This is a genomic window from Fibrobacter sp. UWR3, assembly GCF_900143055.1.
Lineage (GTDB): Bacteria > Fibrobacterota > Fibrobacteria > Fibrobacterales > Fibrobacteraceae > Fibrobacter.
The window spans coordinates 215,710-230,935 of sequence record NZ_FRCW01000001.1; the positions used below are offsets into that span (position 1 = coordinate 215,710).

Sequence of the window (15,226 nt, forward strand, 5' to 3'; positions counted from 1 at the left end):
TATGTTTAAACGTGCTTTATCTATGCTGATGGGGGTAGCGGCTGTTGCGATGGCTGCAAACCCCCTCACTACAAAATTCTACTCTGCCGATGCCGCGGCGCTCGTGCACAACGACAGCCTGTTCATTTTTGCGGGCCACGACGAGCAGGGCGCTCAGGGGAATAACAACAAGTTCTTCTTGATGAACGACTGGCACGTGCTGGTGACCGACGACATGGAAAACTACCATGACTACGGTGCGGTACTTTCGTGGCGGACCTTCAAGTGGGCAAGCGGCAACGCCTTCGCGGGCCACTGCGAATACCGTAACGGTAAGTTCTATTGGTACGTGGCAGTGCATCATGCGACTGTCGTGCGTGACGAAGGTTTCGCGATTGGCGTCGCGGTGGCCGATCACCCCTCGGGCCCATGGAAGGATGCTATCGGCAAGGCGCTCGTGACCGACGACACCCCGAACGATGTCGCGCTGAATATCGACCCCGCAATTTTCTACGACGGGAACGATATATGGATGTATTGGGGCTCGTGGAACGCGGGCCGCCGCGTGAAGCTCAAGGAAAATATGATTGAGCTGGCAAGTACGCCCGAAGACATCAAGATCAAGGACTTTTTCGAGGCTCCCTGGATGCACAAGTATCGTGGCAACTACTACTTCAGTTACGCCTCGGGTTACCCTTCTACGACAAACTACTCCATGGCCACGAGCCTGAATGGCCCGTGGACGCAGAAGGGCGTGCTGAATGACAAGCTCGACAATTCCGAGACGAATCACCAGGCGATTTTCAAGTATCTCGGTCACTGGTATTTTATGTATCACGGCGCGAACGCTCCGGGCGGCTGGACTTACCGTCGTTCCGTGAATATCGACTACCTGTACTATGACGAGAATGCGAATATCCAGAAAATCAAGCGTACCACCACGGGTGTAGACAAGGTAAACAACGCGCTTGTGGAGAATGGAACGTATCGCTTGACCGTTTCGCACAGCGCCTTGTCGCTGGTCGAAGAAAACGGAATCGTGGTGCAGCGCCCCGAAAGCGAAAAGGATGCGAACCAGTTCTGGACCGTGGAACGCAGCGCGAAAAATGCCCGCCATTACACGCTCAGAAATTACGGTACCGGCCGCTACTATTGCCCGCCCAAGACGCTGCTCGATACCGTCAAGACGTCGGCGACCGCCTGCGAAATCCGCATCGAAAATGCCTCTGTCGCAAAGGGCTACTACCTGTACGGCGACTATGACAGCGACTTTGTGGGCGACGTGCTGAATGTCTCGAAGGATTCGGGCATGCCCGTGATTATCTGGGTGCGTACCGGTGCTGACAACCAGAAGGTGAAACTCGCGAAGGCGACCCCGCCGGCAGTTGCACCGGAGTCGTCTTCTAGCATCGAGGAATCTTCCAGCTCTGTTGTCGCCGAAAATTCTTCGAGTTCCGAAGTCGCGCCCGAAAGTTCTAGCAGCGGAACTACCGCGATTGCTCCGCGTGCAACTCGCCAGGGAATGCAGGTGCCAGCTCGCAAGGGTTACCGTGACCTCAAGGGCCGCAGTTTTGACAGGCGGATTCCGTATCGGGTGATGTTCTAGCGGAAGTAATTTGTCTTAAAAGCAGGAGTGTTTGGATGTACGGATTGGGAAACGCCCTTCGGGGCGGCTTTATGGGAGTCGGCTTGTCGCTTGCCGTTGGTGCATTTGCTGCAAGTAATCCCATTGTCACGAACATGTTCACGGCAGACCCCGCAGGGCTCGTTTACAACGATACCATGTATATCTTCACGGGGCATGATGAGGCGCCCGCCGGTCACGAAGGTTACATAATGAACGACTGGCACATATTCTCTTCGGGAGATATGGATACCTGGGTGGATCGCGGGGCCGTGCTTTCTATCAAGTCGTTCAAGTGGGCGCGTGGCAGCGCCTGGGCGAGCCAGACTATCGAACGTAACGGCAAGTTCTACTGGTATGTGACCGTGCACGACGGCAGGGACTTTGCGGTTGGCGTCGCCGTCGCGGACCATCCGGCAGGCCCGTACAAGGATGCCATCGGCAAGGCACTCATTACAAGCGACATGACTCCGGCGAATAGCGGCGTGAATTACGATATCGACCCGACCGTCTTTATCGATGACGACGGACAGGCTTATATTTATTGGGGCAACGGCGCCGTGATGGGCTACAGGCTCAAGGAAAACATGGTCGAACTGCAAGGCAACATGTTCAACGTGACGCCGCCCAGTTTTACCGAGGCTCCGTACGTTCATAAAAGGAACGGCTACTACTTTTTGACGTATGCCTACGGCTGGGAAGAACGCATTGGCCAGGCGACCATGAAAAGCCCGACGGGACCCGTATCCAATTCCAAGGTCATTGTCGGTTACAACAAGAATTCCAATACGAGTCACCAGGCGTTTGTTGAATTCCGTAACCAGTGGTACTATATCTACCATACGGGTGCGATTGGCGGCAGTTTCCGTCGTGCGCTGTGTGTGGACTACGCCTACTACGAAAACGATTCGACCATCGCGAACATCACCATGACCGACGCAGGCGTAAAGAAGGTTGACCACGCGCCGATCAGGGATGGCGTTTACCGCATCAAGGCGCGGCACAGCGGCCTGAGTCTCGAAGATGCGGCTTCTGCGGTAATCCAGATGGATTCCGAAGAAAGTGAATCGCAGCTGTGGGCGCTCAAGAGAATCGATGGTTACACCTACACGCTCAGAAATATCGAAACGGGAAAGTATCTTTCGTTCGGAAAGGGAAACCTGCTTGATACCGCAAAGACCGTCGATGCCGAAAACAGGATTATCATCGAGAACTTTAATGTGGATGACGGTTACCGCCTGTACGCGGATACCGCAAGTGAATACCTGGGCGATGTCCTGAACATCTCTACGGAGGCGGGAATGCCGCTTGTCGTGTGGAAACAGACCGGAACGCAGAATCAGTCGTTCAAGTTTGAATATATGGGCGACGAATCTGCATATAGTTCTTCCAGCGTAGAGGTCGCGCCCGAAAGTTCCAGCTTCGAGGACGTGTCGAGCAGTTCCGCAGAAATTATGTCGTTAGTCGCGGCGCCTGGGAATCTCGGTGCACGGATTGTCGGGGTTTCTCGCGTGGATGGGTTGCGGTTCTCGCAGGCTGCGGATTACGCCCTGATGAACCTGCACGGCATGGTCGTTGCCCGTGGGCACGCTGCGCAAGTCGCGGTGAATAACCTTGCCCCCGGCGCATACGTGGTAAGGCTTGGCGGCCGCATCCAGAAAATCGAGCTGAGGTGAAGCGTGTTCGACCGTGAAAATTTCGCCATCGTCAAGCAGATTGCGGTGCTCAGCCTGCTCGCCATCGCGCTAGGGCTTGTTTACGGGTGAGAAAACGCTTGTTCTACATTAAATATCGCCGTTTTTCGCTCGAAAACGGCGATTTTAAATTTTTTCAAAAAATATAGTACGTTTTATAGTAAAAAGAGTTATATTTATGGAAAATTGTAGTACAACTTATAGTACAACAAAATATTAACTAAAAACAAAGGAGTGAAGGATGTTTGGAATGGGTAAAATCATCAGGAAAACGGCGCTGGTCCTGGGTGCCGTGGCGGTTGCGGCGCTTGCGCGCCCGTATATCGTGGGTGTCGATGTCTCGTGGGTGCTCGAAGACGAGTCCTTGGGGGCAAAGTACTACGATAACGGCAAGCAGCAGGACCTCTTTGATATCCTGCAGAATCATGGAATCAACTTTATCCGCGTGCGCACCTTCGTGAATTCGTGCATCGGCTACGCTAAGGAGAGTTACTCCGGTGCAAATTCCAACGTGTGCTGGTGCGACCTGGAACATACCATTGCGCTCGCCAAGCGCATCAAGGCGCACAACATGGGATTCTTCCTGGATTTCCACATGAGCGACACGTGGGCATCCATCGGCCACCAGAATGTTCCGGCCTCGTGGGCGGGCAAGAGCAATGCCGAGATGGGCAAGCTCGCCTATAACCACGTGAAGACGACCATGGATGCGCTCATGAAGGCGGGGCTGCGCCCCGACATGGTGCAGGTGGGTAACGAAATCAACTCGAAGGTGGCGGGCGTTTCGCTGAGCAAGACGGCGGACTTCGCGAATATCATCAATTCGGGCGTGCGTGCGGTGCGCGAGACGGATCCTTCCATCAAGATTGTGATGCAGCATGGACAGCCGCGCCCCGAGAAGGGCTTCGCGGATTGGTACAGCAAGATTCACGCGAATATCGACTACGATGCCATTTGCGGTTCCACCTACGGCACCACGAACAACGGGCAGGATTGGCGCGATATGTTCGGGCTCGTGGTCAAGAACAAGAAGGCGGTGCTGAGCTGCGAATATACGGGCGAACGCACGGCCCTCGTGAACTCGGTGTTCTATGAATTTGGCGACCTGGGCTGGGGAACCTTCGTGTGGGAGCCGACCCGTTACAGCAAAAAACCGATGTTTGATCGCGATGGCCAGAAATACACGGCGAATGCGCGCCTTAGGGAACTGCGCGATATCGCGAAAAAATATAACGCGACGCTCCCGGACTGGGTGCAGAACGGCAAGGCCGTAAAGAAGTACAACGTGAAGACGACGGTCGCTTACGGCGGCTCGATTGCGCAGAGCATCGAGGGTGGTGAAATTGCCGAAGGGAGCAAGGTGACCTTTACGGCCGTTCCGCAGGAGGGCTGGGAATTCGTGGCGTGGACTGGCGACAACACGGGTAACGGCAAGGAATACACGGTGGCAAGTCTCGGCAAGGATGTGAACCTGGGCGCGACCTTCAAGTTCGTGGGCAAGGATTCGCTCAAGTACGAGGCGGAAAACGGCGTGTTCAACAAGGCGGTTCTCGAGTCGACGCACGAGGGCTTTTCGGGCAAGGGCTACGCGAATCTCGATAACGAGGTGGGTTCTTCGGTGACGCTTTCCGTGGTTGCTGCCGACGAGGGCGATAAGGACGTGAAGATTGTCTTTGCGAACGGCTCTACGGCAAATCGCCCGGTAAGTGTTGCGGTGAACGGCAAGGTGCAGGTGGAATCGGTGGACTTCGAATCGACGGGTGCCTGGGAATCGTGGGATTCTAGCGTGGTGACGCTCAAGTTGCCTGCGGGTGCAAGCACCATCACTATCGCCTCGCTCACGAAGGATGGCGGCCCGAATATCGACCGTATCGAGTTCGTGAATAAGAATGCGGTAATCCCCGTCAATCCCGGCGACTCGGTGGTGGGCGACAGCGGCACGACGGTGCTCCAGCGGATCCCTGTGCGTAGCAATACGCTCCGTAACGGTGGCCGGAACTTCCTGGTGAACGGGCGTTCTGCGGGTGCATTGAAGAACCGTGCATCGAAAATCAAGATATATTCAAAGTAACGGGATGAGGTGTTTATGAAAATGAAGCGCGTGTTGTGTGCGGCCGTGATTGCCTTGGCTGCTGCGGAAACTTTCGGGGCGACCTACTATGTGGCCCCCGCTGGCAAGAATACGAACAAGGGAACGAAGGATAGCCCGTTTGCGACCCTCAACAAGGCGAATTCCGTGGTGAACGCGGGCGATACCGTGTGGATTCGCGGCGGAATCTACCTGCATACGGACACGAACTATGTGAAAAACGACAACATGTTCGCGGGCATTCACCTGACCAAGAGCGGTTCAAGCGACAACAAGCGCATTCATTACCTCGCATACCCGGGCGAAAAGCCGGTCATCGACTTCAGCAAGATGCCGATTGCCAACGGTTCGAACAACGTAAGGTACACTTCTGGTATCCTTATCCAGGCGCAGTACTTGCACTTGAAGGGGCTCGAAGTCAAGAATGTTCCCATGAAGGGCGAATCAAATGTGGGCGTGTACGTGTCCCGCAGTAAGCATATCTTCTTGGAACTTATCGATAGCCACCACAACGGCGGTTCGGGATTCTTCGTGAACGAGAAGGGCTCGGGAAGCGGCGGCGGACATTTGTTCTTGAACTGCGACAGTCACGACAACTACGACCCGAACGGGCGCCAGGGAGATGGTCAGAATGCCGACGGCTTTGGCGTGCACTACCAGCAGGGTGGCGATACTACGAAGTTCATCGGTTGTCGTGCCTGGTGGAACAGCGATGACGGCTGGGATTTTATTAGCCAGGAATTCCCGGTGGTTATCGAGAACAGCTGGGCGATGGGCCACGGCTACAGCAACTACGGCACCGGCAAGCCGAAGGATGGCAACGGCAACGGTTTCAAGGCGGGGAGCAGCAAGACGGGGGTGCGCCACACCATCCGCAACTGCGTGGCCTGGAAAAACAAGGCGTCTGGTTTCTATGCAAATCACAGCAGCGGTGGTAACGACTGGTTCAACAATACGGCCTATATGAACGGCACGGCGTTCAACATGTGGGCGAGTACCTGGGATGCAAACGACAACCGCACCGACGGCGTCGTGCTCAAGGGCAGCAAGGCTCACGTGATGAAGAACAACATTGCCTTCCCGAACAAGACGGCCTACATCGGCGGTGAATATGCGGCGGGCGAATACAATACCTGGAACCTGAATATTACCCCGAAGGAATCGGATTTCGTGAGCGTGTCTGACCCGAGCATGACCGTGACGGGCAAGGAACTCGGGCCTCTCGGCGGTGCTTTCGGCCCGCGTCAGGCCGACGGTAGCCTTCCGGATATCGACTTCCTGAAGCTCGCAAAGAACAGCCAGATGATTGACAAGGGCGTGAATGTGGGTCTCAAGTACGAGGGCAAGGCTCCGGATTTGGGTGCGTACGAATACGGCTATGTGTCGCCTGTTATAGTGCCGGTCGATACCACGCCGAAGGATACTGCTGTAACGCCGATTGTCGTTCCGGTCGATACGTCTGTTGCGCCGGTCGATTCGACGGAGGATTCAACGGAAGTATCTGCGGGCGACTCGACGACCTTAGTGCGCCCGCTTCCGCAACGCAGGCAGAATATGCAGCAGCCGGGACACCTGTTCTACGTGAACGGTCGCTCGGTGAATGCGCTGCGTGCTGGTGACCGCAAGGCATCGAGAATCAGGACTTATTCAAAATAACGGGGTGGTTTATGAAAAAGATGAGTTTATTCAAGACGGTGCTTGCCGGGGGATTGCTTGTTGCATCCCTTGCCGGTACGGCTACGGCGCAGACTATCGTAAATGACCGTTTCTGGAAAGATACGGACGGCAACTTTATCTATTCGCAGGGTGGAGGCGTGCTCCAGGTGGGCGATACGTTCTACTGGTACGGAGTCAAGTACAACGGTGCCGTTACATACGCGGCGAACCCCACCAAGAAAAATGACGATACCGGATTTGCGGGCGTCACCTGCTATTCCTCGAAGGACCTGGTCAACTGGAAATTCGAGGGAATCGTGCTTAAGCCGAGCGAAGCGGGCGGTGGATGGTTCGGGCGCATTGGCGTCGTGTACAATGCGAAGAGCAAGAAGTATGTGCTCGCGGGCCAGGGGGCAAGCCCGAGCTGGGAATACGGCGAGTATTTTGCCACCAGCGATTCCCCTACGGGGCCGTTCAAGTTTGCGCGCGTGCAGCCCGAAAGCGAGATGACGTTTTTTGTGAACAATAATACCGGCGATCAGACGCTTTTCCAGGATGACGACGGCAAGGCGTACGTAATTGCTTCTAACGTGAAAGGCCGTACTAACTTGTACGTAGCACCGCTCCGTGAATCGGATTTCTTGGCTATTGACGGTTCCAGGACGGTGAATATCCACAAGAGCCGTGTGGGTGGCCGCGAAGGGAATGCCATGTTCAAGCAGAATGGCGTTTACTACTTCTGCTCTTCTGATTTGCATGGCTGGAATACCTCGCAGACATATTGCATGTCGGCGACAAACATCCTGGGCCCCTACAGCGAAGAGTTCGTGCTTGAAGGAACGCAACACGACTTTAGTCACGTGACTCAGACCGGGTTCTTTGTCATGGTGAAGGGTTCGAAGGGTTCGTTCGTGGTGAACGCGGGTGACCGCTGGAGCGATTTTGCCGGGAATGGCCTCGGTTACAACCAGTGGCTGCCTATTTCTTTCGAGACGGGCAAACCCGTGTTCCATTCCCTGAGCGAGTGGAACATCAACGTGAAGGAAGGCTCGTGGAGCGTGGGCGCGGGTAACAACTATTGCCTGAATCCGACATTCGAGGCGGATCGCGTGAGCCAGACGACCTTGACGGGCTGGAAACTGGACAAGGCCGATGCCAACAACATCAATTCCACATCCAAGAAACGCACGGGCCGCTGGGGGCTCTACCTGACGGACAGCAAGACGCTCACGCAGACATTGACGGTACCCAACGGGAAGTACACCCTGAGCGCCTACGTGCAGAGCAGTGGCGGGCAGAGTTCCGCGAAGATGTTCGCGAAGGATTTTGGTGGCAGCGAGCAGAACGTGTCTATTGCCGCGGCTGCAGGCAACTGGACAAAGAAGGCGGTGGAAAACATCACCGTGACGAACGGGAAGATAACCATCGGGTTTAGCACCGCGGGCTCCTCTAGCCAGTGGATTGCCGTCGACGATATTGAACTCATCAAGTCGGGCAAGAGCTACAAGGTGTCGCTCGATGCCGGAATTGGCGGGACGATAGCCCAGAATATCGCCGGTGCAGAAATTCCCGAGGGTTCGAACGTCACGTTTACCGCGACCCCTCTGGACGGCTGGGAATTTGCGGGCTGGAGCGGAGATGCGAGCGGGCTCGACAAGGAATACGTTGTGGCAAGTCTCGGCAAGGACGTGAATCTTGGTGCCACGTTCAAGTTCGTGGGCAAGGATTCGCTCAAATATGAGGCGGAAAATACCGTATTCAATCAGACGCTTTTCGAGGATAAGCACGAAGGTTTTTCGGGCAAGGGTTACGCGAACCTGGACAATGCGGTGGGTTCCTCGATTACGTTTGCGCTTTGCCTGCCCGAAGGCGATGAACGCAATGTCAAGCTGACTTTCGCGAACGGCGGGAGCGCGAACCGCCCCGTAAGCATTTCGGTAAACGGCAAGGTTCTGGTAGAAAAGCTGGACCTGGAACCGACGGGCGGATGGACCACATGGAACGATGCGGAATTGTCGCTCAAGATTCCCGCCGGCGTAAACACCCTGGAAATTGCGTCGCTCACGGAAGACGGTGCCCCGAATATCGACAAGATAGAGTTCGTGCGTGCAGACTCCGGTACGACCGTGCTGCGCAAGGTTGCCCCTGCAGAAGTATCCAAGGCCCGCACAGGCAAGCGGTTCTACGTGAACGGCCGCACGGTAAATACCCTGCGTGCTGGCAACCGCAAGGCCCGACAGCCTGTTTTTGCGAAGTAACAAAAGTACCGCAGGTGCCCACGAAGAAACTTGTCTCCTTTGTCTCCGTTGTCTATGGACAACCGGAAGTGTGGTGGTGAAGGTACTATTTGGAGTGCCGGAGATATATTATAGGTGCAGGTTCCCGGTGGTGCGGGGGCTTGTAATTCAAAAAGGATTGGATGATGAAAAAGTTGTGGATGTTTGGGCTTTCGCTCGCACTTGGAGTGGGCATGTCGCAGGCGGCTCGCCAGATGGAATGGCTGAACCGCGGGCTTGTGGCGGTTAAGACCGGCGGGGGCGTGTTCCTCAGCTGGCGCGTCCTTGGGACCGAGGGCTCCGAGACGGGCTTTAACCTGTACCGCGATGGCGAGAAAATCGCGAACCTCAGCGGGACACAGGCGAGCAACTATACCGACGCGAAAGGGACAACCTCGAGCAGATATTCCGTAAAGGCTGTCATAAACGGCAAGGAACTTGCATCTGACGATGCCGTACCCGTGTGGGGCGAGCAGTTCTTGACAGTGAACCTGGACAGGCCTGCAGGCGGTAGCGACTACACCTACAGTCCCAACGATATTGCCGTGGGCGATGTGGATGGAGATGGCGAGTTCGAGTTGGTTCTCAAGTGGGATCCGAGCAATTCCAAGGACAATTCCCAGAAGGGGAAGACGGGCAACGTCATCATTGACTGTTACAAGATGAGCGGCAAAAAACTTTGGCGCATCGATTTGGGCGTAAACATCCGTGCGGGGGCGCACTACACGCAGATGCTCGTGGGTGACTACGATGGCGACGGCAAGGCGGAACTTGCCGTAAAGACTGCGCCGGGAACAAAGGATGCCAGCGGAAAGTACTTGAGCAAGGGCGCAGCGGCCAATGCGGCGCATACCAGCGATTATCGCAATTCGAGTGGATACATTCTGACCGGTGACGAATACCTCACGGTTTTCAACGGCGAAACGGGACTTGAAATGGCGACCGTCGCCTATAATCCAGGGCGCGGTACGGTAAAGAACTGGGGCGACAGTTACGGGAACCGCGTCGACCGCTTCCTTGCGACAAATGCCTATCTCGATGGCAAGAAACCGAGCATGGTTTTCCAACGCGGCTATTACACGCGCATGGCGCTCACGGCCTACGACTGGGACGGAAAATCGCTGACGCAGCGCTGGTACCACAATTCGGCGACGAGCGGCAAGGAATGTTACGGGCAAGGCAATCACAACATTTCCGCAGGCGACGTGGATGGCGACGGTTTCGATGAAATCATTGAAGGAAGTTGCGCCATTGACCACGATGGGAAATTCATGTACCGCACAGGCAAGGGTCACGGCGATGCAATCCACTTTGGCGATTTGGAGCCCGACAACGACGGCCTCGAGGTTTGGCAGGTCCACGAAGAAAAGCCCTACGGATACGATTTGCACGATGCCCGCACCGGCAAGTTGCTTTTTAGCGAAACGAGCTCCGGGGACAACGGGCGCGGCGTCGCGGGCGACGTTGATTCCAACAGCCGCGGACATGAGCTCTGGTCTGCTGCAAACTGGAACACCTATACGGCTAAGGGAAAAATCTGGAAGGCCGACAAGCGTCCCGCCTACAACTTCCGTATCTACTGGGATGGTGACCTGCTTGACGAATTGTTGGACAATACGACCATCAGCAAGTGGGACCACGCAAAGCAACAGAGCAATACGCTTTTCCAGATGCAGGGCAACAGTTGCAACACCACCAAGGCGACACCGAATTTCAGCGGTGACATTCTGGGCGACTGGCGCGAGGAAGTCATCTTGCACGATGGAGCCTCCAAGCTTTACATTTACACGACGACCACGCCTACCGAACATCGCATGTACACGCTTGCGCACGACCCGGTTTATCGCAATGGCATGAGCTGGCAGAATACCGCCTACAACCAGCCGCCGCATCTGGGTTTTTGGCTGCATGGCAACAAGGGCAAGTTCCCGAAGCCGGACATCGTGCTGATAGGCGACAACACGCCGAAGGCGGCCGCGATTGTCAAGCAGGGCGCAGGTAGTTCGAGCCAGGTGATTGTGAAGGGTGATTCGATTGTCCCGTTCACCTTCGCAATCCAGCATGCGGACGGGGCGAATGTTGACGGGCTCCCGGCAGGCGTGACGGCCGTGTGGAATGCGACGACATCATCGCTCTATTTTAGCGGGACTCCCGTTGTCGAGGGCGAGTTTACCTATACGATTACGACGAAAGGCGGGAATGCTGACTTTGGCGAAGCGACTCGCAACGGAAAATTCACCATCCTGAGTGTCGTGGAATCGGGACCTGCTCCTCTTATGGTTCGGAGCGATATCGAGGCGGCGGTACCGACCGATGCAAAGGGAGCCTTTGCCGACAACCACGAGAATTTCCGCGGCACGGGATTCTACGATTTCGAAAACAGTCTCGATAGCTACGGCATTTACCACCTGGTTTCGCCGAAGGAATACAAGAATGCAACGATGGTGCTGCGCTACGCCCACGGCAAAACGGATACGCGTCGCATTATGGTGAAGATGAATGAAGACCTGGTCGGTTCGCTGACGTTCAAGCCCACTGCCGATTGGGATACCTGGGATAGCGTCTCGGTGGGTGTTTCGCTCCAGAAGGGGTTGAATGTGCTTTATCTGAAATCGCTGGAAGAGGCGGGTGCACCGAACATCGATCAGATCGGTTTTGATGTCGAAGGCGTGGTGCTTTTTGAGGATTCAACGCAACTCTCGGCGATAGACACCTTGAGCGCTGAAGTCGCGGGAGACTCTTCGGGAACGACGGGACTTACCCGTGGCGATTACACCGCAGAAGACGACTTTGCTGGTAACATTCGCGTTGCTGCCGGAATACACCTGAATCTTGCAGATGGTACGCTGATTGCCCGCGAATCGGGGTATGCCCAGGTGGATTTCTTTGACATGACTGGCCACCAGGTGGCGCGCCTTGCAAGAAATGTTCCGGCAGGAGCGTCTGACTTGTCCCGCGAAATCAGGGCTCTCCCCGAGGGCGTTTACATGGTCCGTGTCAAGTTCAATGGTCGCACGATGCAGAATGCGGTGCAGGTAAGAGTCGAACGGTAGTTTCCTAACTAAACGATACGTCCCGGCGGAAGCCGGGGCGTTTTTTTTTGCACCGCAGGTGCCTGCCGTAGTCCGCGGACAACTGGAAATTTCTTTTACCCTACCCCCGGAGCAAATCCGAGGGTATTTTTGAGGGCAGAAAGGAGTTTTGTATGGGATGTTTGAATTCTATTCGCGTATTGGGCCTCTCGGCGGCGCTTGCCTTTGCCGCATCGCCCGTCATCAAGGTCGATTTTGACATGAGCGGCCGCAATTCGAGCGAGGTTACGGAACCGAATTACGTGCCCTGGGTGGTTTCGGGTGTCGCTTCGAAAGATACGACGCTTTCGGGCGTAAAGGTGAATGTCGCTGGAAGCGCGAACCTCAAGGCCAACTGGTACAAGGCCGGGGTGCAGTCCCCGAGCTATGCGCGCCTTGTGTGCGACGGCGTGATGGTCGAAGGTGGCGGGGCGATTACGCTCACCTTCTCGAATCTTGCGGCAGGGACGCACAGCCTCCTTTTGTACCTGAACAATGTCGATGGGACGGCAGCAAGCAACAGCATCGATGTCTACGTGAACAATTCGAAGCAGGCGTCGGTCAAGCCCACGAATCGTGCGCTCTCGACAGGCGAGGCGGCGATTGCCTATGTGACTTTTAATGTGGGCGGGACGGGCGCCTCGACCGCGATAAAGCTGAATACGGGAACGGTTACCCTGAACGGCTTTGAGCTGAACGTGCCCAATGCGGCGGCACAGGCGACAGGGCCTTCGCCTGCGGATCTGGATTATCACGCTCCGCACGAAAACGGCACGCTGACGCTTTCGTGGACGGCGGCGAAGTCGGCCGTAAAGCATCGCGTCTATTTCGGGACGGATTCGGCGGCTGTGCTTGCGGCAACGCCCTCGAACACTGCGGTTTACATGGGTGAACAATCCGGCAGTTCGTATAAGGTGAGCGGTACGACTCCGCTCCAGACATACTACTGGCGCGTAGATGAGGTCGATGCGAACGGAACGGTCACGGCAGGGAATGTCTGGTCGTTCAAGCCGGGCCGCGTCGCGTTCGAGGGTGCCGAAGGTTATGGCCGCAATGCGGTCGGCGGGCGCGGCGGCAAGGTAGTGTACGTGACGAACCTGAACGATGACGGTGCAGGCTCCTTGCGCGAGGCGTGCACGGCAGAAATTGGCCCGCGTACCATCGTGTTCAAGGTGTCGGGAATGATCCAGCTGAAATCGCGCCTGGTCTGCAATCAGGATTACGTGACGATTGCGGGGCAGACGGCTCCCGGCAAGGGTATTACCATCAAGAGCGCCCCCATCGGGTTCACGGGCAAGGACATGGTCATCCGCTTCATGCGCGTGCGCCTGGGTTACGGTGCCACTTACGACGGCATGGGGCTCACCGGCGGCGACCACAGCATACTGGACCATGCAAGCATCAGCTGGACGATTGACGAAGCCTTCAGTAGCCGAGGCGGCAAGAACCTTACGCTGCAGCGCACGCTGATTTCGGAAGCGCTGAACATTGCGGACCACCAGAATTACCCTGTCGGGACGGGACATGGGTACGCGGCGACCATCGGCGGCGATATCGGCAGCTTCCACCACAACCTGCTTGCGCACAATGCGGGCCGCAACTGGAGCCTGGGCGGTGGCCTCGACGGGAACGGCTACTATGCGGGTCGCCTCGACATATTCAACAACGTTGTCTATAACTGGGTGAGCCGCGTGACCGATGGCGGTGCGCACGAGGTGAACTTCGTGGGCAATTACTACAAGGAGGGCGCCGCCACTACCTTGCACGGCTATACATTGCGTGCGCAGTTCGAAGGTACGGGCAAGGGCTCGCAGGCGTATTACTACCACAACAATATTCTCGAGGCTGCGGGCGGCAAGTTCACCTGCGACGGCACCAACGACAATTGCGGTCGCGAGTATTCGCTTTCCGGCGGGCAGGTGCTGGATTGGGAACCCTGGAACAGCAAGCCCTTCTTTGTCTCGTACGCGACTGTCCAGAGCGCGAAGGCCGCCTACAAGGATGTGCTGAGCGATGTGGGCCAGCGCATGCCGGTACTTGACAATCACGACACCCGCGTGATAAACGAGACCAAGAACGGAACCTACAGCATGAAGGGTTCCGTGGGTGGCATGGCGGGCATTCCCGATCGCGAAACCGACGTGAAGGATACGGCGAACATCAAGGGCTGGGAGCCTTACCCGAGCGAAATCCGGGCCGACGACTACGACAGCGATTTGGACGGGCTCCCTGACTGGTGGGAAAATATGTACGGGTACAATCCGAAATCCAAGAGCGGCGATTTTAGCGAAGCGAACAGGGACCGCCTGGGCGATGGCTGGACGGAACTGGAACGCTACCTGGAATGGATGGCTCGCGCGCACTACACCTTCGCGAAGGGCGAAACCCAGGTGATAGACCTTTCGCAGTTTACCCGCGGTTACGACGGCGGAACCTATACCGTGTCGGCCCCGAGCGGCGTGACGGCGACCGTGAACGGTTCCAGGTTGACGTTGAAACTCGCCGAAAACTTTGCAGGTGCGGGCTACGTGCAGTTTACGCTCAAGGACAACGCGGGCGATACCTTTAGCCGCTACATCGGCGTGACGCAGGGCCTAGCCTTGAACGCCTCGCAGGGCGAACAGGATGAAAACGATACGACATCTATTGTCGCGGGCGATACGACTGCGACAGGAGATTCTACGACAACATCGTTAAGGCCGCGTGCGCAGAGAAAGCATGTAAATGGCCTTGGACGCATTTACGACATGCAGGGACGCCTCTTGAAGCAGCGAAAACATAGGGGTTTTTACCTGACGCGATAAATTTTTAGTATAATAAGATGAAAGGATGGTCGA

General features: G+C 56.1%; 7 protein-coding genes. All 7 read left to right on the plus strand.

What is annotated here, in order from left to right:
- The first annotated feature begins 1 nt into the window (after window position 1).
- The 7 genes from BUA44_RS01105 to BUA44_RS01145 all read left to right on the plus strand — a co-directional run bounded on the left by BUA44_RS01105 (window position 2) and on the right by BUA44_RS01145 (window position 15,193).
- Entirely contained in the window at window positions 2–1,585 is a 1,584-nt protein-coding gene (locus BUA44_RS01105; protein ID WP_072807728.1) for a glycoside hydrolase family 43 protein, read from the plus strand.
- 35 nt (window positions 1,586–1,620) lie between these two features.
- Window positions 1,621–3,279, plus strand: a complete 1,659-nt coding sequence (locus BUA44_RS01110) for a family 43 glycosylhydrolase (protein ID WP_072807729.1) — start codon at window positions 1,621–1,623, stop codon at window positions 3,277–3,279.
- A 268-nt stretch (window positions 3,280–3,547) separates the two neighbouring features.
- A complete protein-coding gene (locus BUA44_RS01115; protein WP_255370413.1) occupies window positions 3,548–5,368 on the plus strand; it encodes a glycosyl hydrolase 53 family protein in 1,821 nt (606 codons plus the stop codon).
- 15 nt (window positions 5,369–5,383) lie between these two features.
- A complete protein-coding gene (locus BUA44_RS01120) occupies window positions 5,384–7,042 on the plus strand; it encodes a right-handed parallel beta-helix repeat-containing protein (protein WP_083579411.1) in 1,659 nt (552 codons plus the stop codon).
- An 11-nt stretch (window positions 7,043–7,053) separates the two neighbouring features.
- Window positions 7,054–9,300: a family 43 glycosylhydrolase gene (locus tag BUA44_RS01125; protein WP_178348718.1), complete on the plus strand. Its 2,247-nt coding sequence runs from the start codon at window positions 7,054–7,056 to the stop codon at window positions 9,298–9,300.
- Window positions 9,301–9,461: 161 nt separating this feature from the next.
- Entirely contained in the window at window positions 9,462–12,371 is a 2,910-nt protein-coding gene (locus BUA44_RS01135; RefSeq protein WP_083579412.1) for a rhamnogalacturonan lyase family protein, read from the plus strand.
- A gap of 152 nt (window positions 12,372–12,523) precedes the next feature.
- Window positions 12,524–15,193 (plus strand): hypothetical protein, encoded by a 2,670-nt coding sequence (locus BUA44_RS01145; protein WP_072807731.1) that lies wholly within the window; start codon window positions 12,524–12,526, stop codon window positions 15,191–15,193.
- Window positions 15,194–15,226 lie beyond the last annotated feature (33 nt).